At 66.5% G+C, this 24,126-nt stretch carries 22 protein-coding genes; 5 read left to right on the top strand and 17 right to left on the bottom strand.

The genetic code is table 11. The features are described 5' to 3' along the window. The first annotated feature begins 30 nt into the window (after positions 1 to 30). The 4 genes from AC1DEZ_RS06260 to AC1DEZ_RS06245 all read left to right on the top strand — a co-directional run bounded on the left by AC1DEZ_RS06260 (position 31) and on the right by AC1DEZ_RS06245 (position 4,718). Entirely contained in the window at positions 31 to 1,692 is a 1,662-nt protein-coding gene (locus AC1DEZ_RS06260) for an efflux RND transporter periplasmic adaptor subunit (RefSeq protein WP_441513856.1), read from the top strand. A 10-nt stretch (positions 1,693 to 1,702) separates the two neighbouring features. Further along, positions 1,703 to 2,467, top strand: coding sequence for an ABC transporter ATP-binding protein (locus tag AC1DEZ_RS06255; protein WP_476779061.1), 765 nt, complete (start codon positions 1,703 to 1,705; stop codon positions 2,465 to 2,467). Continuing rightward, on the top strand, positions 2,464 to 3,696 hold the full coding sequence (locus tag AC1DEZ_RS06250; RefSeq protein WP_441513858.1) for an ABC transporter permease: 1,233 nt from the start codon (positions 2,464 to 2,466) through the stop codon (positions 3,694 to 3,696). The genes AC1DEZ_RS06255 and AC1DEZ_RS06250 overlap by 4 nt, the downstream gene beginning before the upstream one ends. 80 nt (positions 3,697 to 3,776) lie before the next feature. Beyond that, positions 3,777 to 4,718 (top strand): sensor domain-containing diguanylate cyclase, encoded by a 942-nt coding sequence (locus tag AC1DEZ_RS06245; protein WP_476779060.1) that lies wholly within the window; start codon positions 3,777 to 3,779, stop codon positions 4,716 to 4,718. A gap of 18 nt (positions 4,719 to 4,736) precedes the next feature. Here AC1DEZ_RS06245 and AC1DEZ_RS06240 read toward each other — a convergent pair whose 3' ends face one another. The 15 genes from AC1DEZ_RS06240 to AC1DEZ_RS06170 all read right to left on the bottom strand — a co-directional run bounded on the left by AC1DEZ_RS06240 (position 4,737) and on the right by AC1DEZ_RS06170 (position 21,482). After that, positions 4,737 to 5,168, bottom strand: a complete 432-nt coding sequence (locus AC1DEZ_RS06240) for a GNAT family N-acetyltransferase (RefSeq protein WP_476779059.1) — start codon at positions 5,166 to 5,168, stop codon at positions 4,737 to 4,739. A 12-nt stretch (positions 5,169 to 5,180) separates the two neighbouring features. Continuing rightward, a complete protein-coding gene (locus tag AC1DEZ_RS06235) occupies positions 5,181 to 5,489 on the bottom strand; it encodes an alkylphosphonate utilization protein (RefSeq protein WP_476779058.1) in 309 nt (102 codons plus the stop codon). Between the two features lie 122 nt (positions 5,490 to 5,611). Then, positions 5,612 to 9,364 (bottom strand): methionine synthase, encoded by a 3,753-nt coding sequence (gene metH, locus AC1DEZ_RS06230; protein ID WP_476779057.1) that lies wholly within the window; start codon positions 9,362 to 9,364, stop codon positions 5,612 to 5,614. 5 nt (positions 9,365 to 9,369) lie between these two features. After that, positions 9,370 to 10,281 carry a methylenetetrahydrofolate reductase [NAD(P)H] gene (gene metF / locus AC1DEZ_RS06225; protein WP_476779056.1) on the bottom strand — a complete coding sequence of 304 codons (912 nt, stop codon included), beginning with the start codon at positions 10,279 to 10,281 and terminating at the stop codon, positions 9,370 to 9,372. Beyond that, on the bottom strand, positions 10,281 to 11,294 hold the full coding sequence (locus AC1DEZ_RS06220) for an ArsR/SmtB family transcription factor (RefSeq protein WP_476779055.1): 1,014 nt from the start codon (positions 11,292 to 11,294) through the stop codon (positions 10,281 to 10,283). Before AC1DEZ_RS06220 ends, metF begins: the two co-directional genes overlap by 1 nt. 393 nt (positions 11,295 to 11,687) lie before the next feature. Beyond that, positions 11,688 to 12,020 (bottom strand): cupin domain-containing protein, encoded by a 333-nt coding sequence (locus AC1DEZ_RS06215; protein ID WP_476779054.1) that lies wholly within the window; start codon positions 12,018 to 12,020, stop codon positions 11,688 to 11,690. A gap of 28 nt (positions 12,021 to 12,048) precedes the next feature. Then, complete coding sequence (locus AC1DEZ_RS06210; RefSeq protein ID WP_476779053.1) at positions 12,049 to 12,927, bottom strand: branched-chain amino acid ABC transporter permease; 879 nt, start codon at positions 12,925 to 12,927, stop codon at positions 12,049 to 12,051. Further along, positions 12,920 to 13,723 (bottom strand): ABC transporter ATP-binding protein, encoded by an 804-nt coding sequence (locus AC1DEZ_RS06205; protein WP_476779052.1) that lies wholly within the window; start codon positions 13,721 to 13,723, stop codon positions 12,920 to 12,922. Before AC1DEZ_RS06205 ends, AC1DEZ_RS06210 begins: the two co-directional genes overlap by 8 nt. After that, complete coding sequence (locus AC1DEZ_RS06200) at positions 13,720 to 14,685, bottom strand: branched-chain amino acid ABC transporter permease (protein ID WP_476779051.1); 966 nt, start codon at positions 14,683 to 14,685, stop codon at positions 13,720 to 13,722. The genes AC1DEZ_RS06205 and AC1DEZ_RS06200 overlap by 4 nt, the downstream gene beginning before the upstream one ends. After that, positions 14,654 to 15,349: an ABC transporter ATP-binding protein gene (locus tag AC1DEZ_RS06195; protein WP_441514507.1), complete on the bottom strand. Its 696-nt coding sequence runs from the start codon at positions 15,347 to 15,349 to the stop codon at positions 14,654 to 14,656. The genes AC1DEZ_RS06200 and AC1DEZ_RS06195 overlap by 32 nt, the downstream gene beginning before the upstream one ends. A gap of 83 nt (positions 15,350 to 15,432) precedes the next feature. Beyond that, the gene (locus AC1DEZ_RS06190; RefSeq protein ID WP_476779050.1) at positions 15,433 to 16,572 is read right to left on the bottom strand and encodes an ABC transporter substrate-binding protein; all 1,140 of its coding nucleotides are present in this window, start codon (positions 16,570 to 16,572) and stop codon (positions 15,433 to 15,435) included. A 91-nt stretch (positions 16,573 to 16,663) separates the two neighbouring features. Next, on the bottom strand, positions 16,664 to 18,250 hold the full coding sequence (locus AC1DEZ_RS06185; RefSeq protein ID WP_476779049.1) for a hydantoinase B/oxoprolinase family protein: 1,587 nt from the start codon (positions 18,248 to 18,250) through the stop codon (positions 16,664 to 16,666). A gap of 5 nt (positions 18,251 to 18,255) precedes the next feature. Beyond that, complete coding sequence (locus AC1DEZ_RS06180) at positions 18,256 to 20,319, bottom strand: hydantoinase/oxoprolinase family protein (protein WP_476779048.1); 2,064 nt, start codon at positions 20,317 to 20,319, stop codon at positions 18,256 to 18,258. Positions 20,320 to 20,323: 4 nt separating this feature from the next. Beyond that, positions 20,324 to 21,118 carry an IclR family transcriptional regulator gene (locus AC1DEZ_RS06175; protein ID WP_476779047.1) on the bottom strand — a complete coding sequence of 265 codons (795 nt, stop codon included), beginning with the start codon at positions 21,116 to 21,118 and terminating at the stop codon, positions 20,324 to 20,326. A gap of 190 nt (positions 21,119 to 21,308) precedes the next feature. Continuing rightward, entirely contained in the window at positions 21,309 to 21,482 is a 174-nt protein-coding gene (locus AC1DEZ_RS06170) for a hypothetical protein (protein ID WP_476779046.1), read from the bottom strand. Positions 21,483 to 21,727: 245 nt separating this feature from the next. Here AC1DEZ_RS06170 and AC1DEZ_RS06165 point away from each other — a divergent pair, with 245 nt between their 5' ends. Next, a complete protein-coding gene (locus tag AC1DEZ_RS06165) occupies positions 21,728 to 22,288 on the top strand; it encodes a type 1 glutamine amidotransferase domain-containing protein (protein ID WP_476779351.1) in 561 nt (186 codons plus the stop codon). A 227-nt stretch (positions 22,289 to 22,515) separates the two neighbouring features. On the opposite strand, the gene AC1DEZ_RS06160 is transcribed toward AC1DEZ_RS06165, so the two are convergent. After that, the gene (locus AC1DEZ_RS06160) at positions 22,516 to 22,776 is read right to left on the bottom strand and encodes a PsiF family protein (RefSeq protein ID WP_476779045.1); all 261 of its coding nucleotides are present in this window, start codon (positions 22,774 to 22,776) and stop codon (positions 22,516 to 22,518) included. A gap of 354 nt (positions 22,777 to 23,130) precedes the next feature. Beyond that, positions 23,131 to 24,066 (bottom strand): efflux RND transporter periplasmic adaptor subunit, encoded by a 936-nt coding sequence (locus AC1DEZ_RS06155; RefSeq protein WP_476779350.1) that lies wholly within the window; start codon positions 24,064 to 24,066, stop codon positions 23,131 to 23,133. Between the last annotated feature and the right edge of the window lie 60 nt (positions 24,067 to 24,126).

Below are 24,126 nucleotides of genomic sequence, written 5' to 3'. Positions count from 1 at the left end.
GCTCGCGCGCCGTGGGATGGGGAAGCGACCTTGCGCAAATGGCTGATTGGAACGGGGCTCGTCGTGCTCGCTGCAGCCGGCGGGTACTGGGCGTTGCGCCCGGCCGGCGGGGCCGCCAATGAGCCACCCTATCGCACCGCCGCGCTCGATCGTGGCCGCATCACGGCCGCCGTGCGCGCCACCGGCACGCTGACACCAGTCACCACTGTCCTCGTCGGCTCCCAGCTTTCCGGCCAGATCGTCGAGATCCTTGTCGACTACAATTCGCAGGTGAAGGCCGGGCAGATCGTCGCCCGCCTCAACAGCGACCAGATCAAGACGCGACGCGACGCAGCGCAGTCGGACCTCGAGCAGGCCAGGGCCGATCTCATCGTCAAGCGCGCTCAGCTGGACCGCGCGCGCACCGCCCGCACCAAGGCCGATTCGATCGTCCGCGATCTCGAAGCGCAGCGCGACCGCACCACCGCCCAGCTCGCCGACGCCAAGCGCACCTTCGAGCGCCAGGAGCAACTCTTCAACCGCAATACCGGCGCGCAGCAGAACCTCGACACTGCCCGCACCCAGGTCGAGATCCAGACCGCGACGCTCGCCTCGAACGAGGCCCAGCTCGCCTCGGCTCGCGCCGAGCTCAAGGGGCTGGACGCCGACATCCAGCTCGCCGAAGGCCAGGTCCAGTCCGGCACCGCCCTGATCGGCAGCCGGGAGGCCAAGCTCAAGGACGTCCTGATCGATCTCGAGCGCACGGACATCCGCTCGCCGGTCGATGGCGTCGTGGTGCAGCGCCAGGTCGATCTCGGCCAGACGGTCGCCGCCTCGCTCTCGACGCCGACGCTGTTCCAGATCGCGCAGGACCTGCGCACCATCGACATCTACTCCAATATCGACGAAGCCGATGTCGGCCGGCTGAGGCCAGGTCAGCCGGTCTCCTTCACCGTCAACGCCTATCCGAACCGCACCTTCCAGGGACGGGTCGAGATGGTCCGCCTCGGCGCTCAGACGATCCAGAACGTCGTCACCTATACCGGCGTCGTGCGCGTCGAAAACCGCGACATGGCGCTGCTGCCGGGCATGACCGCCAATCTCCAGGTCGTGACCGAGGACCGGTCCGAAGCGCTGCGCGTGCCCAATGCGGCTCTGCGTTTCCGCCCCGCCGGCGCTGTGCTCACGCCATCCACCCCCTCCGGCGCCGAGCCCGCTTCCGATGGCGCGGCAAGCGAGCGCGGCCCGCGCGCCGGAGCGGCCTTGCGCGAGCGGATCGAGACCGAGCTGCAGCCGACAATAGAGCAGAAGCAGGCCATCGCCGAAATTCTGAAGGAGCGCCGCGGCAACCGCGAGGCGATGGCTGGCCTCTCCCCGGAGGAGCGCCGCGCCGCCTTCCGCACGGCGCGCAACGAGCTCGCCGCGAAGATCGGCGCGGTTCTCGATCCCGAGCGCCGCGCCAAGTTCGAGGCGATCATGCAGGAAGGCCGCGCCGCCCCGCGCCAGGGCGTTCCGGGTCGGGTCTATGTGCTCGACGATGCCGGGCAGCCCAAGCCGGTGCCGGTCATGCTCGGCCCGACCGACGGCGCCTTCACCGAGCTGCTCGGTGGCGAGGTCAAGGAAGGCACGCAGGTCGTGACCGGCGGCGGCCCGCGCGCCACAGCGGCGCCCGAACCGCCCGCCTCCCGCCCGCGCGGGCCGCGGCTGTTCTGAGGGCGCCGCCATGCCCCTGATCGAAACCCGCGACCTCTCCCGTGTCTACGATCTCGATTCCGGCCGCGTCACCGCCCTGGACCGGGTCTCTCTCGCGATCGAGGCCGGCGACCTCGTCGCCGTGATGGGGCCGTCCGGCTCGGGTAAATCGACCTTCATGAACCTGATCGGCTGCCTCGACCGGCCGAGCGCGGGCCATTACGTGCTGGACGGCGTCGCCGTCGAGACGCTGTCGAGCGACGGCCTCGCCGAGCTGCGCAACCGCAAGCTCGGCTTCGTCTTCCAGCAGTTCAACCTGCTGCCGCGCATCGATGCCTGCGCCAATGTCGAGCTGCCGATGGTCTATGCCGGCGTGGCGCGGGCCGAGCGGCGCCGGCGCGCGCTCGCGGCGCTCGGGCGCGTCGGCCTCGCCGAGCGCGCCCATCATCGCCCGATGCAGCTCTCCGGCGGCCAGCAGCAGCGCGTCGCCATTGCGCGCGCGCTGGTCAACCAGCCGCGCCTCCTGCTCGCCGACGAGCCGACCGGCGCGCTCGACAGCCGCACCGCGCTCGAAATCCTCGCGCTCTTCCAGGATCTGAACCGCGAGGGCGTCACCGTCGTCCTCGTGACGCATGACGCCGAAGTCGCACGCCATGCGCGCCGGCTGATCCGCTTCCGCGACGGGCATCTGCTCAGCGATCTCAGGCAGGAGCCGGCCGACGCTCGCGCTGCGCTGGAAGCGCTCGATACTGGCCTCGTCTTGCCCGAGGTGGATGTGCCGGAGGCCGCCGCATGAGCCTCGTCGAGGCCCTCCGCTCAGCCCTCTCCGCCATCGGCGCCAATGCGTTGCGCTCGGCGCTGACCATGCTCGGCATCATCATCGGCGTCGCCGCCGTCATCGCCATGGTCGCGATCGGCTCGGGCGCGCGCGAGCGCGTCACCAGCCAGATCAAGTCGCTCGGCGCCAATCTCGCCATCATCCAGTCCGGCAACGTCACCCAGGGCGGCGTCAGGCTCGGCGCCGGTGCCTCCTCGACCCTGACCGACGAGGACGCCGCCGCGATCCTGAAGGAGGTCGAGGGCACCACCGCTGCCGCGCCGATCATCGTCACCCGCGCCCAGGCGGTCTATGCCGGTACGAACTGGTCGACGCAGATCACCGCGACCAATCTCGACTTCTTCGCCGCCCGCGAATGGGAGCTCGCCGACGGCCGGCTGTTCGAGCCCGAGGAGCTGCGCAAGGGCGAGATCGTCGCCGTGATCGGCCAGACCGTGGCGCGCAATCTCTTCGGCGAGGAGAACCCGCTCGACCAGCAGTTCCGCATCCGCAACGTGCCCTTCAAGGTCATCGGCGTGATGGCGCCCAAGGGCCAGTCGGCGCTCGGACAGGACCAGGACGACGTCATCTTCGTGCCGCTCGACACCGGCCGGCGCCGCATCGTCGGCCGCAACTATGCCCGCGACCGCTCGGTCCAGAGCATCATGGTGAAGTTCGCGAGCGAAGAGGCGATCAATCCGGGCATCGCCGACGTCACGGCCCTGCTGCGCCAGCGTCACCGGCTGATGGAGGATCAGGACGACGATTTCATCGTCCGCAACCTCACCGAGATCGCCAACACCGCGACGGCGGCCGCAACGACCCTGTCCTGGCTGCTTGCGGCGGTGGCCGCCGTGTCGTTGCTGGTCGGCGGCATCGGCATCATGAACATCATGCTGGTCTCGGTCACCGAGCGCACCCGCGAGATCGGTCTCAGGCTTGCTGTCGGCGCCCGCCAGAGCGCGGTGCTGATCCAGTTCCTGATCGAAGCGACGACTCTCGCGACCATCGGCGGCGCGGCCGGCGTCGCGCTCGGCATCGCGGCGGCGCTCACCATCGCCAATATCGCCGGCTGGCCCTCGGTGATCTCGATCGAGACGATCCTGATCGCGGTCGGCGTCTCCGGGCTGATCGGCGTCTTCTTCGGTTTCTATCCGGCGCAGCGCGCCGCGAGGCTCGATCCGATCGAGGCGTTGCGGCGCGAATGAAAATCCGGCATCCGCGCGGCAGCGCAAAGGTCCCTTAACGGACCGGGCCTAGGGTTGCCCCATCGGCACAGGAGGGCGCCTTGAACAGCCAGCAGCTCGTCGCGGCGACCCGTCCCCTCTATGATCGCGCCGTGGCGACGGCGGCCATCGGCGCCTGGGAATGCAACCTCGCCAATGAATCGCTGAGCTGGACCGACGGTGTCTACGACCTCTTCGGCCTGAAGCACGGCTCAGCCATCTACCGGAGCGCGACCCTGGATCTCTACGAGGACCAGTCGCGCCGCGAGATGAACCAGTTGCGCAGCACCGCCATCCGCACCGGCCAGGGCTTCGCGCTCGACTGCCGGATCAGGGCAGCGACCGGCGAGAAGCGCTGGATGCGCCTCGTCGTCGGCGTCGGCCATCAGCATGGCCGCCCGCTCCGCATCTTCGGCTCCAAGCAGGACGTCACCGCCGAAAAGGGGCTCTGGACCGAGCTTGCCGGCATGGCGCGCAGCGAACCGCTCACCGGCCATTCCGTGCCCCACAGCTTTTCCGACGCGCTGCGGCAGATCAGGCACGACCCGCGCTCCGGTCCCGACCGCCTGGCCCTCGCGATCTTCCAGATCGACCGTTTCCAGAACCTGACCGAAGATTTCGGCAAGGCGGCAACCGACACGCTCACACGCTGCATCGCCGAGCGGCTGAAGCGGCACTTCCCCGATGCCCTGGCGATCGACCCGGCTGGACCCGGCGCCTTCGCCCTGCTGCTGCAGATGCCGGGTGACCGGCGCTATCTGGGCACCGTGCTCGACGGCACGCGCCGGTTGCTCTGCCGCCCGGTCTCGCACGGCGCGCTGGTGCTCGATTTCAGGCTATCGATCGGGGCGGCGCTGGTGACGACGGACGGCTATCGCCAGCAGCAGGAAATTCTCGCCGAGGCGGAAGCCGCGCTCCATGTCGCCAACATGGCAGGCGGCGACTGCGTCCGCGTCTTCGACGGGCCGGTCACCGCGATCCGCGGCCGGGCCGCCTTGGCCTGATCGGAGCTTCGTCGCCGCTCAGTTGGCGTCCGTCTCCGCCAATGCCCGGATGAACACGATCTGCCCGTCGATCGACCGGCCCATCTCGCGCCAGCCATGGCGGCGATAGAAGCGCTCGGCCCGCGTGCCCGATCCCGTCGTCAGCCACGCCTGTGCATGTCCCCCCGCCGTCAATTCGGCGAGCGCCGCATCGAGCAGCGCCCGGCCATGGCCGCGCCCCTCATGCGCGGGATCGACGAACAGAGCCCAGATCAGCCCGGTCTGATGATTGGCGCAGGTGAAGGCCACGACCTCGCCTGCCTCCTCCGCGACGAAGAAGATGGCGTGCTCGCGATACCAGTCGACCTCCTCGGCCGTCACCAGCGACGGATCGCTGAGGACGTTCTCGCGCACGCCCATGCGGATGGCATGGATGCGCGCATGGTCGGCAAGGGTCGCTTTCCGGATCACCGAGCCCCGGCTTCAGCGCTTGCGAACGAATTCGGTGCGCAGCACGAGGCCCTTGATCGCGTCGTGGCGGCAGTCGATCTCTTCAGGATTGTCGGTCAGCCGGATCGAACGGATCACCGTGCCCTGTTTCAGGGTCTGGCCGGCACCCTTGACCTTCAGATCCTTGATCAGCACGACGGAATCGCCATCCGCCAGAATATTGCCGGCGGAATCACGCACTTCGACGCGCGCCGCGGCGGCAGAGGCGGCCGCCACCTCGGAAGCAGGGCGCCACTCGCCCGCCGCCTCGTCATAGACGTAATTGTCGTTGTCGTCGGTCATGACCGCTCAGTCCGCCATAGGGGTGCCGGACAGCCCGGCCCAGCTCGGTTATACGAGCAGGGCCGGAAATTCAACAAACGCCATCTGTAGAAATCGACGACCGCCGGCCTGGCCGCCCCTCCCTACTCCGCAGCCTGCAGCCGATAGGCGGCGGTGTCGTAGTTGAGGATCGGCGCGAGCCAGCGCTCGACCTCCTCCACGCTCATGCCCTTTCGCGCCGCGTAATCCTCGGCCTGATCGCGCTCGACCTTGGCGACGCCAAAATAATAGGCGTCGGGATGGGCGAGATAGAGGCCGGAGACCGAGGAGCCCGGCCACATCGCATAGCTCTCGGTCAGCTTCACGCCGACGCGCCGCTCCGCCTCCAGCAGCCGGAAGAGCGTCGCCTTCTCGGTGTGGTCGGGCTGGGCCGGATAGCCCGGCGCCGGGCGGATGCCGCGATATTCCTCGCGGATCAGATCCTCGTTGGTGAAGGCTTCGTCCGGAGCATAGCCCCAGAATTCCTTGCGCACGAGCTGGTGCATGCGCTCGGCGAAGGCTTCGGCGAAACGGTCGGCCAGCGCTTTGACCATGATCGAGCGGTAGTCGTCATTGTCGCGCGCGAATTTCTCGGAGATGCGCTCCTCCTCCGCGCCCGCCGTGACGACGAAGGCTCCGATGTAATCGGGAGCCCCACCCTCCGGCGCGACGAAGTCGGAGATGCACATGTTCGGCTTGCCGTCGCGCTTCGAGAGCTGCTGGCGCAGGCCGTGGAAGGTCGCGAGCTGCTCCTGCCGACTCTCGCCGGTATAGAGGCGGATGTCATCGCCCACGGCATTCGCCGGCCAGAAGCCGATCACCGCCTTCGGGTTGAACCAGCGCTCCTCGACGACGCGCTTCAGCATCGTCTGCGCATCGTCCCAGAGTGCGCGCGCTGCCTCGCCCTGCTTCTCATCCTGCAGGATCGCGGGGAAGCGGCCCTTCAGCTCCCAGGTCTGGAAGAAGGGCGTCCAGTCGATCACCGGCACGAGATCGGCGATGTCGTAAGTCCGGAAGACGCGCGTGCCGAGGAAGCTCGGCTTCGGCGGCACGTAACTCGCCCAATCCGGCTTGAAGGCGTTGGCGCGGGCTTTGGCCAGCGGCAGGCGCTGCTTGTCGGCCTCCGAGCGGCGATGCGCGTCGGCAACCTTGGCGTACTCAGCCTTGAGCCCGTCGACATAGGCCGGCTTCTGGTCCCGCGAGAGCAGGTTCGAAACCACGCCAACCGCGCGGGAGGCGTCTGTGACATAGACAGTCTGCCCCTTCTCGTACGCCGGATGGATCTTCACCGCCGTATGGACGCGGCTGGTGGTCGCCCCGCCGATCAACAGCGGGATGTCGAAGCCCTCGCGCTCCATCTCGGAGGCGACGGTGACCATCTCGTCGAGCGAGGGCGTGATCAGCCCGGAGAGGCCGATGATGTCGACATTCTCCTTGCGCGCGGTATCCAGGATCTTCTGCGTCGGCACCATCACGCCGAGGTCGATGACCTCGTAATTATTGCACTGGAGCACGACGCCGACGATGTTCTTGCCGATGTCGTGGACATCGCCCTTCACCGTCGCCATCAGCACCTTGCCGGCGGCCGAGCGCTCGGAGCCGCCGTTCAGGCGCTTCTCCTCCTCCATATAGGGCATGAGATAGGCCACGGCCTGCTTCATCACGCGGGCCGACTTCACCACCTGCGGCAGGAACATCTTGCCGGCGCCGAACAGGTCTCCGACCACGTTCATGCCGGCCATCAGCGGCCCTTCGATGACGTGCAGCGGCTTGTCGGCCTTGAGCCGGGCCTCTTCGGTATCGATATCGATGAACTCGGTGATGCCGGCGACGAGCGCATGTTCCAGCCGCTTCTCGACCGGCAGCTCGCGCCAGGCGAGATCCTTGCCTGACGCCGCGACGGAGCCGTCGCCCTTGAAGCGCGGCGCCGCCTCCAGCAGCCGCTCGGTCGAGTCCTTGCGGCGATTGAGGACGACATCCTCGCAGAGCTCGCGCAGCTCCGGGTCGAGATCGTCATAGGAGCCGAGCTGGCCGGCATTGACGATGCCCATATCCATCCCCGCCTTGATGGCGTGGTAGAGGAACACGGAGTGCATGGCTTCACGCACCTTCTCATTCCCCCGGAAGGAGAAGGACAGGTTCGAGACGCCGCCCGAGATGTGGGCATGCGGCAGCGTCTCGCGGATCGCGCGCGTCGCGTCGATGAAGTCGTTGCCGTAGTTGTCGTGCTCCTCGATGCCCGTCGCCACCGCGAAGATGTTCGGATCGAAGATGATGTCCTCCGGCGGAAAGCCGATCTCCTCGGTCAGGAGCTTGTAGGCCCGCGTGCAGATCTCGATCTTGCGGGCATAGGTGTCGGCTTGGCCGGTCTCGTCAAAGGCCATGACGACGACAGCCGCGCCATAATTGCGGCAGATGCGGGCATGGTCCAGGAAGGCGGCCTCGCCCTCCTTCATCGAGATCGAGTTGACGATCGGCTTGCCCTGGATCGTCTTCAGCCCGGCCTCGATGACATGGAATTTCGAGGAATCGACCATGATCGGCACGCGGCTGATATCCGGTTCCGAGGCGATCAGGTTGCAGAACTCGGTCATCGCCTTCTCGGAATCGAGCAGGCCCTCATCCATGTTGATGTCGATGACCTGCGCGCCATTGGCGACCTGATCGCGCGCCACGTCGAGCGCGGCGGCATAGTCGCCATTGGTGATGAGCTTCCGGAACTTGGCCGAGCCGGTGACGTTGGTGCGCTCGCCGACATTGACGAAGGGAATGGTCTCGTCGAGCGTAAACGGCTCCAGACCGGCGAGGCGCAGATAGGGCTTCGTCTCGGGAATCTGGCGCGGCGCCTTGCCGGCGACGGCCTGAGCGATCGCCTCGATATGGCCGGGCGTCGTGCCGCAGCAGCCGCCGACGACATTGACGAAACCGGCATCGGCGAATTCGGCCAGCATCTTGGCCGTGGCCTCCGGCCGTTCGTCATAGAGGCCGAATTCGTTGGGCAGGCCGGCATTCGGATAGGCGCAGATCAGCGTATCCGCGACGCGGGACATGTCCTTGATATGGGCCCGCATCTCGCGTGCCCCGAGCGCGCAATTGAGGCCGACGGTCAGCGGCGCCGCGTGGCGCACCGCGTTCCAGAACGCCTCGACCGTCTGGCCGGAGAGCGTGCGGCCAGAGAGATCGGTGATCGTGCCGGAGATCATCACCGGCAGGCGGATGCCCTTCTCGCGATAGACCTGCTCGATCGCGACGATCGCCGCCTTGGCGTTGAGCGTATCGAAGATCGTCTCGATCAGCAGCAGCTCCGAGCCGCCGTCGATCAGCCCCCTCACCTGCTCGGCATAGGAATCGCGCACCTGATCGAAGGTCACGGCGCGGAAGCCGGGATTGTTGACGTCGGGCGAGATCGAGAGCGTGCGGTTGGTCGGGCCGATGGCACCCGCGACATAGCGGCGGCGCCCGTCCTCTTTCTGCGCGATCGCGGCAGCATCGCGGGCGATGCGCGAGCATTCGACGTTCAGCTCGTAGACATACGCCTCCATGCCGTAATCGGCCTGGGCGATCGAGGTGCCGGAGAAGGTGTTGGTCTCGACGATATCGGCGCCAGCCCGGAAATAGGCGAGATGGATGTCGCGCAGCGCCTCGGGCTGGGTCAGCGCGATGATGTCGTTGTTGCCCTTGAGGTCGTGGTTGAAGCCCTTGAAGCGCTCGCCACGGAAATCCGCCTCGGAGAGTTTCAGATCCTGGATCTGCGTGCCCATCGCGCCGTCGAGCACGAGAATGCGCTCACGCGCGGCTTGGCGCAGCGAACGCTCGATCTCGGCGCCGTCGACGGGGGCTGGCTTGTAGTCGGACATCAGGCTCACTCCGCCGCCACGGCCTGCGCCGCCGGCTTCTCGGGCTTGAGGCCGACGAGATGGCAGATGGCGTAGACGAGGTCAGCCTTGTTCATCGTGTAGAAATGCAGATCGGTGGCGCCGCGGTCGATCAGGTCGAGCACCTGCTCGGCGCAGACAGCAGCGGCGACCAGACGGCGCGTCGCCACGTCGTCCTCCAGACCTTCGAAGCGGTCGGCCAGCCATTGCGGCACGCTGGCGCCGGTCTTGCGCGCGAAATTCGCAGTCTGCTTGAAGTTCTGCACCGGCACGATGCCCGGCAGGATCGGGATCTCGATCCCCCGCGCGCGGACCTTGTCGAGATAGCGGAAATAGACGTCGTTATCGAAGAAGAACTGGGTGATCGCCCGCGTCGCGCCGGCATCGACCTTCTTCCAGAGCGCATCGATATCGGCATCGAGCGAGGCGGCTTCCGGATGCTTCTCCGGATAGGCCGAGACCGTCACCTCAAAATCGCCGATGCGCTTCAGGCCCGCGACGAGGTCCGAGGTCTGGTGATAGCCGTCCGGGTGGGGCTCATAGGTGGTGCCGAGGCCGCCGGCCGGATCCCCGCGCAGCGCCACGACATGGCGCACGCCGGCATCCCAATAGGAGCGGATGACCTCGTCGACCTCGGCCTTCGACGCCGAAACGCAGGTGAGGTGCGCGGCCGGCTTCAACGCGGTCTCCTCGACCATGCGCTTGACGGTCGCGTGGGTGCGCTCGCGCGTCGAGCCGCCAGCGCCATAGGTCACCGAGACGAAGCTGGGGCCGAGCGGCTCAAGCCGGCGCACGCTCTCCCACAGCGCGACCTCCATCTCCGCCGTCTTCGGCGGGAAGAACTCGAAGGAGACGCGGGGACGGCGCGAACCGTGCCGGCTGGGGCGAAAGGAATTCATCAGGCAACCTCGAGATTGATCGCACGGACCGGCAGATCGGACTGGACGCGCCGGTCGCGCCCGCGCCAGAGCATGACCGGCAACTGCCCGGAGCCGCCATCGGCCAGGGTGACTTCGCGGGAAAGATCGCAGGCGAGACCCGCCTCCGTGAACCAGCCGGCGATCTGCTGGCGGGAGAAGCCGAGCCGGCGATGGGCGTGCTCGGTCCGCAGGAATTCCATGTCGTGGGGGGCGAAGTCGACGACGATCAGCCGCCCGCCCGGCGCCAGCATCGCCGCGGCCTCGCGCACCGCCCGGCCGGGATCGTCGAGGAAATGCAGCACCTGATGGACGACGACGAGGTCGAAGGAATTGCGCGCGAAGGGCAGCGCATAGATATCGCCCTGGCGGAGCTCGACGCGCGACAGCCCCGCCCGCTCCAGATTGGCACGCGCCACCGCGAGCATCGCGTGGTTGGCGTCGACGCCCACGGCGCGGCCGTATTTCGGTGCGATTCGCTCCAGCATCCGGCCTGTGCCGGTGCCGAGATCAAGCATCGCGCCGGGCGTCCCCTCGCCGACGGCCTCTTCGACCGCCGCCTCGACGACATGGTCGGGCACATGCAGGCCGCGCAAACGGTCCCAGTCGCGCGCGACGCTCGCGAAATAGCTTTGTGCGGCCTCGGCGCGGTTAGCCCGCACGGCGGCCAGCCTCTCGCGGTCGGCCGCGAGGACCGGATCAGTGCGGTCGAGCCAGGCGGCAAGCGAAGCCGCGAAGGCCCCGCCCGGCCCGGTTTCGTCGAGCCGGAAAAAGGCCCAGGCGCCCTCGCGCGAGCGCCGGACCAACCCGGCCTCGGCTAGCAGCTTGAGATGGCGCGAGATGCGCGGCTGCGATTGGCCGAGAATATCGGTCAGGTCGGAAACGGAAAGCTCGCCCTCGGACAGCAGCGCCAGGATGCGCAGGCGCGTCTCCTCGCCCGCCGCCCTGAGGCCCGCGAGAAGCACCTCGGAAGACAATGCCGTCGGCTGTCGCACGCAAACGCCCTCCCGAAGCGCCGAAAAAAGATATAAAGATATCTTTATGTCAGAAACAGCGTTCGTGCAAGCGGATTGTCGTGCGGAAAACAGGACGGTGATCGAAACGCTCGATTGTCGGATCGTTTAGCGCTCATCGAAATGATCAAAATCATATCGATTGCTCTTGGAGAGCCGAAGCGCCATGGATCCCCCCGCATCTCCCTTGAGAATGAGTAGCCTAAGGCCGCTTGCTAGCAAGGCTAATGCTCTGATGCTGCTGGACGCTCGCATTTCAAGGAATGCTGCGGTTGGCATGAGTTGGCCCGCCCGCGGAATGTCCGCCTCCGGGCGGCGAGCCAAGTTCCGCTAATGGCGGCCCGTTACTGACGAAAAATCATATGAGTATCCAGCTCAAGCGTATTCGGGCCGGCGCGGCGTGAACACATCGAGATTGATCACCGGCTCGTCGCCGACGACCTCGCCCCAATGCTCGACATTCGACGGGATCACGACCAGCCCTCCAGGGCCGATCAGATGCTCCTCTCCGCCGATGACGAAGCGGATCGTGCCGCTGACGATATAGGCGATCTGCTCATGGGGATGGGTGTGCGGCTTCGGCTCGTGGCCAGGCATCAGCCGGTGCAGTGCCAGCGTGGCGGCACTGCCCGAAAACGCCTTTCGGTCCACACCCGGGCGCACCGGTGTCCAGGGAATCCCGCTCCAGTCGATCTTGTGAATGTCCATACCGGCTCTCCGATTGTCGCTTGGATCGTTACTTGGCCGCGCCGAGAATTCCCGAGGGCCGGATGAACAGAAACAGCAGCAGCACCGAAAGTGCCGCCACGTTCTTCAGCCCGGCACCGAAGCCGACGATGGCCAGCGCCTGCAGTAGCCCGAGCAGCAAGCCCCCGAGGAAGGCGCCGAAGGGACGCCCGAAGCCGCCGACGATCGCGGCGATGAAGCCGCTGATCGCGAAGGGCACGCCGACATTGAAGGCGGTGTACTGCGTCGGCGTGATCAGGATGCCCGCGATGGCTCCGAGCGCGGCACTGAGCGCGAAGGCGAGCGCCAGCATGCGCGAGACCGGGATGCCTTGCAGCGCCGCGGCCTCCCGGTTGATCGAGCAGGCACGCATCGCCTTGCCGGTGCGGGTCAGACCGAAGAAGGCGGCCAGCAGACCGACGATCGCGAGCGACCCGCCGACGATCCAGATGAGCTGGTAGCCAAGCGCGACGGAGCCGATCATCAGCGGCGGCCGGTCGGTGAAGACGGGCAATGTCTTGGGCTGGTCGCCGACCGCGATCAACGTCAGGCGTTCGATCACGATCTGGGCGGCAAGCGTCGCCAGTATCATGACGAACATTGTCGCCTTGCGGTTCCACAAGGGCCTGACGACGACGCGCTCGATCGCGACGCCGAGCATGGCGACCGCCGCTATCGCGATCAGCGCGGCGACCGGCAGCGGCACGCCGTTCCGCGCGAACAGCACCTGGGTGATCATGCCGCCGAGCATCACGAACGCGCCCTGAGCGAAGTTCACGATGCCGCTGGCGTTGTAGATGACGCAGAAGCCGATGCCGATCAGCCCATAGACGCAGCCGATGCCGAGCCCGCTGACGAGCACCTGCGGGATATAGGACCAGTCAGCCATTGGCCGCCTCCTGCGTGGCTGACTTGCCGGCAGCAGGCTTGCCCGTGCCGAGATAGGCCGCGATCACCGCGGGATCGGCGCGAACCTGCGCCGGCGTGCCCTGCGCGATCTTGCGGCCGAAATCGACCACGACGACGCGGTCGGCCGTGTTCATCACCAGCGTCATGTCGTGCTCGATCAGCAGCACGCTGGCGCCCTCTTCGGCGATACGCCGGATGATGCGCGACAAGGCGGCCGATTCATCGGTGTTGAGCCCCGCGGCGGGCTCGTCGAGCAGGATCAGGCGCGGCCCGGCCGCCATGGCCCGCGCCAGTTCGAGCATGCGCTGGCGGCCATAGGGCAAGCCGGAGGCCGGCTCGTCCGCGAAGGCGGAGAGGCCAGCGAAGACGAGGAGTTCGCGTGCGCGGGCTTCGACGGCAGCCTCCTCTCGGCGCGCCGACGCCGGCCGCAGCAGCGCCGAGAGCAGGCCGGCTCTGCCCTGCAGATGACATCCGACCTTGACGTTGTCGAGCACGCTCAGATCCTCGAACAGCTTCACGAGCTGGAAGGTCCGGACCAATCCCGCTTTGGCGATCTCGGCCGGCGGGCGCCCGGTGATGTCCTTGCCCTCGAAGGTGATGCGGCCAGCGCTCGGCGGTAGGAAGCCGGAGATCAGGTTGAAAAGCGTCGTCTTGCCCGCGCCATTGGGGCCGATCACGGCGGTGACGCCTTCGGCCGGCACGTCGAACGAGATGTCGTCGACGGCGACGAGCCCGCCGAAGCGTCGTGTCACACCATCGAGGCGCAGCCGGGTCATGACCGGCCTCGCGGGGCGAACAGGCTGGAAAGACCGCGCGGCGCGTAGATCAGCAGCAGGATCAGCGCCGCGCCATAGGCGAGGTCCTGATACTCCTTGAAGGCGCGGAAGGTCTCGGGCAGCAGGCTGACGATCAGCGCGCCGACGAGGGGCCCCGCGACAGTCCCGATGCCGCCGACATAGAGCATGGTGAAGGTGACGATCACCATGTGCAGTCCGAAGACCTCCGGGCTGACATAGCCGACGACGTGGACGAAGAGCGACCCGGCCAGAGCCGCGAAACCGGCCGAGAGCAGGAAAGCGGCGAGCTTGTAGCGGGAGACCTCGATGCCGAGCGCGGTCGCCGCCTCCTCGCTGCCGGCGACTGCCGAGAGGGCACGACCGAAGCGAGAGCGGCGGATGCGCGCGGCGGCAAAGGCGCAGGCGGCGACGACGAGCGAGAGCAGGATGAGCTGGCCCCTGTCGGAGCTGACCTCCCAGGAGCCGATACCGAAGGGCGGGATGCCGGAAATCCCCAGATAGCCCTGCGTCACGGACTGCCATTCGACCGTGATCTCGTAGGTGATCAGCCCGATCGCCAGCGTGCCCATGGCAAGGTAGTGGCCCTTCAGCCTGAGCGTCGGATAGCCGATGATCGCCGCGGCGAGCACGGCCGCTACCGTGCCGATCACCATGGCAGGCAAAGGGCCCCAGCCGTGGCTCGCCGTCAGCACGGCTGACGTATAGCCGCCGATCGCGGCGAAGGCGTTCTGGCCGAAGGAGACCTGGGCGGCGAAGCCCATGAACAGATTCAGTCCCGTGACGAACACGGCATAGATCAGCGCGAAGGAGACGACGGTGGCGGCATAGCCGCCCACGGCGATAGCGTAGCCGATCACCGCCGCGGCAAAGAGCCAGGGCAGCAGGCCGACCAGCCGGAGCGGGCGCCGTTCAGGCGAAGTAATGCTGGGCGAGATCGTCATGGGAGGTGATGTCACGCGGATCGAGTTCGGCGGCGATGCGCCCGAGCGAAAGCAGGTAGACGCGGCTGGCGAGTTCGAGCGCCAGCGGCGCCTTCTGCTCGACCAGCACGATCGCCAGGCCTTCGCGGTTCAGGAGGCCGAGCGTCTCCAGGATTTCTCCGGTGACGCGCGGTGCCAGGCCGAGCGAGGGCTCGTCCAGCAGCAAGAGCTTCGGCCCCGCCATCAGCGCCCGGCCGAGCGCGAGCATCTGCTGCTCGCCGCCGGACATCGAGCCCGCGGCCTGGCCGAGTCGTTCCTTCAGGCGTGGAAACAGGGTCAGCACGCGCTCGCGGCGGCGGGCGAACTCGGCCTTGTCGCGCAGGCGATAGGCGCCGAGTTCGAGATTGTCGGAGACGCTCATCGGCGCGAACAGGCCGCGCCCCTCCGGCACCAGCACGAGGCCGCGCGCGGCAACCGCGACCGGATCCTGCCTTGGCAGGGCCTCACCCCGGAAACGGACCTCGCCGCTATTGGCCGACAGCCCCATGATGGCGCGCAGCAGGGTCGACTTGCCGGCGCCGTTGGGGCCGAGCACGGCGACGAGCTCGCCTTCGCCGATGCGCAGATCGACCCCGTGCAGCGCCTGGATGTGGCCGTAGCGGGCCGAAAGGCCGGTCGCGGCCAAAATTGGACGTGCTGACCTCGGCGGAGCCGCGCCTGCCAATGGCGAGACAGCGCCGGCCTGCATCTTGGCCGCGACCGCCGAGATCATTGCACCACCTTGACCTTGCCGCCCTCGATCGTGGCGAGAACGAAGGGGTTTTCGGTGATGCCCTGATGGAGGTCCGGCCGGAAATTGTAGATGCTTGTTGTGCCCTGGAAGCCGGACAATTCCTCATAGGCCGCACGGACCTTCTCGCCCTCGAAGGACTTCGCCTTCTCGATCGCGGCGACCGTCAGCATGACACCGTCCCAGCCGCGCGAGGCCCAGTTGGGATCGCGATCCCGATACTTCTCGCGCCAGGGATCGAGGAAGGTCTTGATGCCGCTCTTGAGGGCGCCTTCGGGCAAAGCCTCGTAGACCTGCGAGGGCGAAGCGACGAAGAAGAACTTGTCGCCCAGCACCTCGGCGACGGGGCCGAACACGGCGAGATCCTCGAGGCTGGTCAGCAGCAGCATGTCGGCGCCGAGCTGCATGATGTTCTTGGCCGCCGTCAGCGTCGTGCCGCCCAATCCGATCTTCAGGATCGCACCGGCGCCGGCCGAGCGGGCCTTGCTGATCTGCACGCTCAGATCGGCATCGTCCTGCTTGTACTGGTCGACCGAGACGACCTCGAGGCCGTATTTCGCGGCATTGCGCTCGGCCACGCTCTTCTGGAGGTTGGCGTAAGGGGTCGGGTCGTGCAGCACTGCGATCTTGCGGATTTGCGTCTTTTCCTTGAGGTATTCCAGTCGCTTGTCGATCTCGAAGCCGGCAGGCGGCAGCGTGGTGAAGGCCCAGGCCAGATGCTCGGGCTGCTGCGGCAGGATCGAGCACAGCATCATCGGCACCTTCGCGCGCAGCAGCAGGGCGGCGGCCGCGAAATTGCCGGCCGAGACGCAGCCGCTGACGAAGACGTCGACCTTGTCCGAGCTCAACATCTTCCGGTAGACGGTCACCGCTTCCTGAGGCTCCGAGCGGTTGTCCTCGACGACGACCTGGATCTTGCGACCCATCACGCCGCCCTTGGCGTTGACCGCGGCGGCTGCGAGCTCGACGCCGTCGCGCCAGGCACGGTCGACGGTCGCGGCATAGCCGGTCAAGCCGGCGGAGACGCCGATCTTGTAGGGTTCCTGGCTGCTGGCCGGCATCGCGCCGGCCAGCGCGATGCCCGCGGCAAGGCCGGCCGCAAAAAGGGTCTGCTTCATCATCGATCCTCCCGGTTTGTTCGATCCCGGCTGGTGACCCCCATGCGAGGTCCCGCCTTTTTCTGGATTTTGAGTTTGGCCGCGCTCGTCGTCAGGCCACGGGCTTGCCGTAGCCGCCGCCGCCGGGCGTCTCCAGCAGCACGACGTCGCCGGCCTGCATGGTCAGTTTCTTGGCTTCGCTGACGGGTTTGCCGTTCACGAGGAAGCGGCCGGGCGCGCCGGAGAGGCCGCCATCGATGCCGTCGGGACCGCGCTCGAGCCGGCTCGGCACGGCGTTGAGCAGCCAGGCGTGGTCGGTGCGCATATGGAACTGGATGATCTGGCCGTCCCCACCCGGCATCCGGCCCTTGCCGCCAGAGCCAGGCCGCAGTTCCTTGCGATCGAAGACGATCGGCATCGCCGCTTCCAGGATCTCGATCGGCACGGCCGCGACGCCGGTCGGGTAGCATGTCGCGCTCGGTCCCGGCTTGCCGGCGCGGGCGCCCATGCCGCCGGAATAGTTGAACATCGACGACGTGAAGGGCTCGCCGCTGGGCTTGCGCCCCTGGATCTGGATGGTCCAGACCGCGCCCGATCCTTCCGCGAGGACCCGCTCCGGCATCACCTGATGCAGTGCTTTCAGGATCGGCATCGGCACGTACATGCCGACGACGTGGCGCGCATTGACCGGCGCTGGGTAGGCGCAGTTGACGATCGAGCCGACGGGCGCGCGAACCTCGATCGGCGCCAGCGAACCGGTGTTGTTGGGCAGATCCGGATTGAGGCAGGAGCGGATCGCGAAGGTCGAATAGGCGTGGGTGTAATTCAGCACCACGTTGATGCCGGTCGTGGTCTGCGGCGAGGATCCCTCGAAATCGACGATGATCGACCCGGTCTCGGCATCGACCGTGACGGCAGTCTTGAGGGTGATGACCTCGCCGCCGGGCACGTCGAAGACCGCCTCGCCGTGATAGGTGCCCGGCTTCAGTTTGCGGATGGCGTTGCGGGTCGCCTCCTCGGAACGGTCGATGATTTCGTCCGACAAGGCCTCGATGTCGTCGATACCATAGCGCTCGCACAGCGTGATCAGGTGATCGGCTGCTGCCTCGCCGGACGAAACCTGCGCCGAGAGATCGCCGAAGACGGCATCGGGCGTGCGGACATTGCGGCGGATGATGTCGTGCAGCATTTCGCTGGGCTTGCCGCGCTCATAGAGCTTGAGCGGCGGAATCCAGAGGCCTTCCTCATGCACGTCGCGGGCGCCGGCGCCGATGCCGTAGCCACCGATATCGGTGTGGTGGATGGTCGAGCCGATATAGGCGAGCAGCTTCTTCCCGTCGAAGATCGGCGTCAGGATGGTGATGTCGAAGAAATGCCCGGCCGAGAGCCAGGGGTCGTTGGTGATCAGCACGTCGCCCGGCTCGCAGCGGCCTTCGAACAGGCGCACCAGATGCGCGCCGGCGAAGGCGAGCGAGTTGATATGGCCGGGCGTACCGGTATTGGCCTGCACAACCATGCGCCCGCGCTGATCGAACAGCGCGCAGGCAAGGTCGCCGGCCTCGCGCACGATCGGGCTGAAGGCGATGCGCTGCAGCGCCTTGGCCCGCTCTGTGACGATGCCGATCAGGTTCGACCAGAGAATTTCGAGCTCGACGCCATCCATCTCAGGTGACTTCGCCATCGCAGGTGACTTTGCCATCGGACTTAACCTTTCGTGGCGACGATGCAGCCGAGCGCGTCGATCGTCGCGCTCCAGCCGGGGGGCAGCGCGGTCGTGGTTTCGCGCTCCTCGATGATGGCGGGGCCGGCGATGGACTGGCCGGTGGCGAGCGTCGAACGCTCATAGACGGGCACGGACTGGCCATCCTCCCAGGCATGGACGGGGCGGTGGCGCTTCGGCGCGCCGGCCGCGATCCGCGCGCGGGCCTGGCCGTCGAAATGCGGCAGGGGGCCCCGCGCGACGACACGCCAGGTCACGAGCTCGATCGGGACATGCGAGGGGTTGACGCCGTAGAGCGTGCGATAGGCCGCCTCGAACTGGGCCGTCAGCGCCGCGGCGTCGCGGCTCTGACGCGGATCGGTCTCGAAGATGATCGTGACCTCGTGCTGCTGGCCGACATAGCGCATGTCGGCGCCGACCAGGATCGTGACGTCGGGAGCCGCGCAGCCGGATTCGCCCAGCGCCGTCAGCCCTTCCTTCTCCAGGTCGCCGATAACGCGGTCGACGCGCTCCCAGTCGAGATGGTCGATCCGCGTCAGGTCGCTGCGCACGAGATCCAGCCGGACGGGGGTGACGAGCGTGCCGAAGGCCGAGAGCACGCTTGATTGCGGCGGTACGATCACGCTGGTGCTCTGCAGCAATTCGGCGACGCCGCAGGCATGGAGCGGTCCCGCACCACCAAAGGCGAAGAGCGGCAGGCCGCGATAATCGACGCCGCGATCGGTCGCATGGGTCCGCGCCGCCGAGGCCATGGCTTCCGTGACGATGCGGTAGATGCCGCGCGCGGCCTGGACGGCGCTGAGGCCGAGCGCCTCGCCGAGCCGCGTCATGGCGGCGTCGCAGGCCGGTTTGTCGAGCGACATGTCGCCGCCGAGGAAGTTCTCGGCATCAATCAGCCCGAGCACGAGGTCGGCATCGGTTACGGTCGCGTTGCGGCCGCCGCGACCGTAGCAGGCCGGGCCGGGGTTGGATCCGGCGCTTTCGGGGCCGACCTTGAGCAGGCCGAGATCGTCGACATGGGCGATGCTGCCGCCGCCGGCACCGATCTCGATCAGGTCGATCGAGGGCACAGTGACGGGCAGGCCGCTGCCCTCGCGGAAGCGGTAGCGCCGATCGACCTCGAACAGCCCGGTGATCAGCGGCGTTCGGTTTTCGATGAGGCAGGCCTTGGCGGTGGTGCCGCCCATGTCGAAGGACATCAGCCGGTCGATGCCGAGGAGTTCGGCATAGTGACAGGCCGCGAGCGCGCCCGCGGCAGGTCCGCTCTCGATCATGCGGACGGGGTTGCGGCCCGCCGTCTCGGCGCCGACGACGCCGCCCGAGGACAGCATGATCAGCGGGGTGTTGGCGAAGCCCTCGACACGCAGCCGGTCGCTCAGCCGCTTGAGATAGGGCTGCGAGATCGGCATCGCATAGGCGTTCACGGTCGCCGTCGATGCCCGCTGGTACTCGCGGATCTGCGGGGCGACCTCCGAGGAGGTGCAGATGAAGACGTCGTTGAGCTCGCGCGACAGGGCGGCCGCGACCAGTGCCTCGTTGTCGGGGTTGGCGAAGCTGTTGAGGAAGCAGATCGCAACGGCACGCGCGCCGCTGGCCCGGATATCGGCCGCGAGTCTCGCAATGTCCTGGGGGTTCGGCGCAAGCGTCACCGTGCCGTCCGCGAGGACACGCTCCTTCAGGCCGAAGGTCAGTTCGCGCGTGACCAACGGCTCGGGAAATTCGATCTGCGGGTCGTACATGTCGTAGCGGTGCTCGTTGCGGATCGAGAGCACGTCGCTGAAGCCCTCAGTGACGACGAGCGCCGTCGGCAGGCCCTTGCGTTCGATCAGCGCGTTGGTGACGACCGTCGTGGCATGGACCACCACGCCATCGACCGCGCCCGCGGCGATGCCGGCCTTGCCAAGAACGGAGTCGACGCCGCGGAAGAAACCTTCCAGCAGGTCGTGATGCGTGGTCAGTGTCTTGTCGACGCTGAGTCCGCCGCGGGAGTCCCGCAGGACGATATCGGTGAAGGTGCCGCCGATATCGACGGCCAGCGAATAGGTCATGCTCTCAGTCTTTCCAGGTCAAGCCACGCGAGATGCGTGCGGCGCTGCCGACGACCTCACGGATCTGTTCAGGATCGGGAACGGGCGGAATGAACTGCGTCGCACCGACGATGGCGATCGAGCCGACGAGAACCTTGCGGTGGTCGAAGACGGGGGCGGCGAGCGTGTTGACGCCGGTGATGACCTCGTTCGGCGCGGTGGCCCAGCCGCGCTCGCGAACGGCGTCGACCTCGGCGAGCAGCGCTTGCGTTGAAACGATGGTCGCCGGCGTCCAGGCTTCGAGCGGGCCGCTGGCGATCGCGGCGGTGCGCTCTTGCGCGCCGAAGGCGAGCCAGATCTTGCCGTGGGCGCTGGCGTGGAAGGCGAGCCGTGTGCCGGGCCGCGTGGAGAATTCGATGAGCGTGCGGCCTTGGATCAGTTCGAGGACGATCAGCTCGTCGTCGATCGCGGCGCAGACCGTGACCGCCTGGCCGGTGTGGTCGCGCAAGGTCATCAGCTCCTCGCGCGCGGCGCTGACGATATCGAAGCGCTGACGCAGGGCTTCGCCCAGCATCATCAGCTTGATCCCCGCCTCGTAACGGCCCGTCTCGGCCTCCTGGCGGACGAAGCCGTGACGCTGCAGCGTCACCAGATGCCGATAGATCGTCGCCTTCGACGCCGAGAGAGCATCCGCGATCTGGGCGAGCGAAGCCGGGCGGCTCTGCTGCACCAGGTAGTCGACCGCGTGAAGCGCGAGATCGAGCGTGCTGGTGCCGGCAGGCGCGGGCTTCCCCTTGGCTTTTGGCGGCTCTGTCGACAAAGGCGTTCCTCGCATTTCGTTTTGAATAATGAAATGCCATTTTATTATATGATATGCTATGGGTGAACCGAGTTGCCTGTCAAGGTGTCGGCCGAGACCGCGATGTCGGGGCGGCCAAACATCTGGGTTGGCGCGATGATCGGTCGATCTCCTCGCAGCCCACTTCTTTGGGAGAGGAGAAATACCTTTCTCATCGCTGAGCGACCCTGCCGATCTCGCCCGGGCCTTTGCTGCCTTCGAGGCCGTCTGGAGTGAGGTGAAGGCCTCCCTTGCGGGGCGCGATCAGGAACGTAAGCGAATGAATCTCGGGTACCTTGTTGCCCGATGCGCACCATTGGCGCTGGATGAAGAGGATCTGAAGCATGACGCCCTGCTTCAGACCGGCAGCGCCACCTGGTCGACAGTTGATGACAAAGCCCGCCAAAGCACTTTCTCGGCGGGTACAGCTCGCAGACTTCCGTCCTAAAACGATGGAACGTCACCGGCGGTCGGTCAGGGCGTGGAACCTCAACGATTCAGGAAAGAGCTCCACGACACCGCGCGTGAACCGTGGAACGCATCGCCGCCTGTTCTGTTGGTCTGGAAGTGCCCCAGGACAGGAGATTTCACATGGGTGCCCTAACAGGCAAAAATATCCTCATTCTCGCCACCAACGGCTTCGAGCAGTCCGAGCTCGAAGTGCCGCTCGCGAAGTTGAAGGAGGCTGGCGCAACGGTGCAGGTCGCCTCACCGGAGAGCGGCGAAATCAAGGGCTGGGACAAGAAGGACTGGGGGCGCGCGGTCAAGGTCGACAAGGCGCTCGATGCGATCGACGCCACTGCCTATGATGCGATCGTGCTCCCCGGCGGCCAGATGAACCCCGATACCTTGCGCGGCAACGACAAGGCGCTATCGCTGATCAAGACTTTCTTCGATCAGGGTAAGGTCGTCGCCGCAGTCTGCCACGGGCCGTGGCTCCTCATCGACACCGGCATAGCCAAGGGCCGGAAGGTAACCTCCTGGCCGACGCTGAAACAGGATCTCCTCAACGCGGGAGCCAATTGGCAGGACGCCGAGGTCATTACGGACGAGGGCATCGTAACCTCCCGCAAGCCGGATGATCTGCCGGCCTTCGTGGCCAAGATCATCGAGGAAGTCTGCGAAGGGCGGCATGACCGCAAGGCCGCATAGCATCCCGGCTCACCGACCCCAGGTGACGGACGAGCGCTCGCCCGTCCCGCCGTACCGATGCAGGTGGGAGCGCTGCGTGGTCTGGGCCGGTTTTAAGAGCTCGAGGCGCGAGCTTGACGCATCGCCACCGCGAGGATCCGCCTCGCGGGAAGGCTGGCCGCCAGGCTTTGTCGATAAAATCGTGCAGAAGCCGAAGGACTTCATCAAATCGGGCAGCGGCGATTTGGTCAGCTCCGCTTGCAGTCGTCGCGGAACCTCTTTCGGGCCTTGCCGTGAAGTCCCTTTTGATCAGCCTGCGCCGAGCACGCCTTCGACTTTGCGGTTCTTTCACTTGAGGTTGTCGTAGCCTTCTTGGCAGGCGCCGCGGGCGCAGGCGAGGTCACGGCCGGCTTGGTATCCGGGCTCATTTGCACCGGTGTTTGCGCGAAGCCGAAGCCTGTCATCATCGCGAGCGCGGCAAGCGGCAGCAGATTGCGTGAGAGGTTCATGGCGTTGTCCGTCAAACCCGGAGGATCGGGTCCAGGCAGTCGCCGGGTCGGCTGTCGGATCGTGAATGATCGCGCCGATTGAGTTGAACGGCTACTGAACAGCTCCCGCTTACTTGCTCGGCTTCGGCAGCACTGCTGCAGCAGCAGCCATATAGGTATCGGAAGCCGTCAGGGCGGTTTCCAAAATGGGCCTCACGAAGGTGCGGATACCCCCCTGGAATCACAAGCAGCCCTTCAGGGAAGCCGTATTTCGAGGTGCCCGAACGGCCTTCGCGATGAATTCTGGACGTCGTGGGAGCGAACATGCCTCGGCACGCCTTGCAGGATGAAGATGTCGATATTGTCGCTCTACAATTACTTCTTCGGCGGTATGTCGTTAGCTTCTACGGCTGGGAGAGCGCTGGGAATCTGCATTGAGAACGTGACTCTACAGCGAATACCTGCAGGCAGCGTCAAATGCGGGTTCGGCAAAGCCAAGCGTATCCCGAACGTACCGCTCGCGGCGTCGAGCACATGGTCGACCACGGAAACAAGCGCGGTATGGACACCGCCGATCGGCTGCTCCGGACGCACCTCGGCCTTGCTGCCGATACGAATTTGCCCGAAATATGCGGAGGGCACGAAGACTTCAACCCTCAACGGATCGATCTGCGCGAGCGTGAGAACCGGACTCTGGTCGTTACGGTACTCGCCTGGAACAAGGAGGCGCTCGACCACCACGCCGTCAATCGGGCTTCGCAGCGTTCGTTGATTCAATACTTCTTCCGCGTGGGCCACTTCGAGCCGAGCGATATTTAAGTTGAGCCGCGCCTCCTTAAGTTGCTGCTCAGCAACATCGACTTCAGCCTCCGTTTCCTGAAGAGAAGCAAGCGAACTAACCGCCCTACTGTGGAGCTTATCCAATCGATCGTACTTGCTGCGCAGAAATTGCACCCGCGCTTCCGCTGATTTAACTGCCGCATCATTGGTCGCGCGCGCGCGTGCGAGCGCCAGATTCGCCACCTCAATGCCATCCTCGATCTTGCCGACGACTTGGCCTTGCCGGACGATATCGCCCCGGTCGACATCAAGGCGTGCGATCAAGCCGACCACCGGGCTCGCGAGTTTGACGACCTGCTGCGGCTCGATCACACACTCGAACTCTTGTCCAGCGGCGGGCGGCACTGCCGGTGTCTGCGGCCTCGCTGGAGAAGCGGTCAGGAAGAAGGGCCCCAGCGGCCACAACGCACACCATGCGATGCAACGAAGCCACTGAATTCTATGGAATACCGTGCCATTTGATGCCGCCATACGTAATCCCGCCATGCAGCTTCTGACTGGCTTTGCACTTATAACACGCGACACCTCTCT

Source organism: Allobosea sp. 10L422, assembly GCF_056395345.1.
The sequence above is the reverse complement of the archived record's forward strand: the minus strand, read 5'-3'. Positions and strand labels throughout refer to the sequence as shown.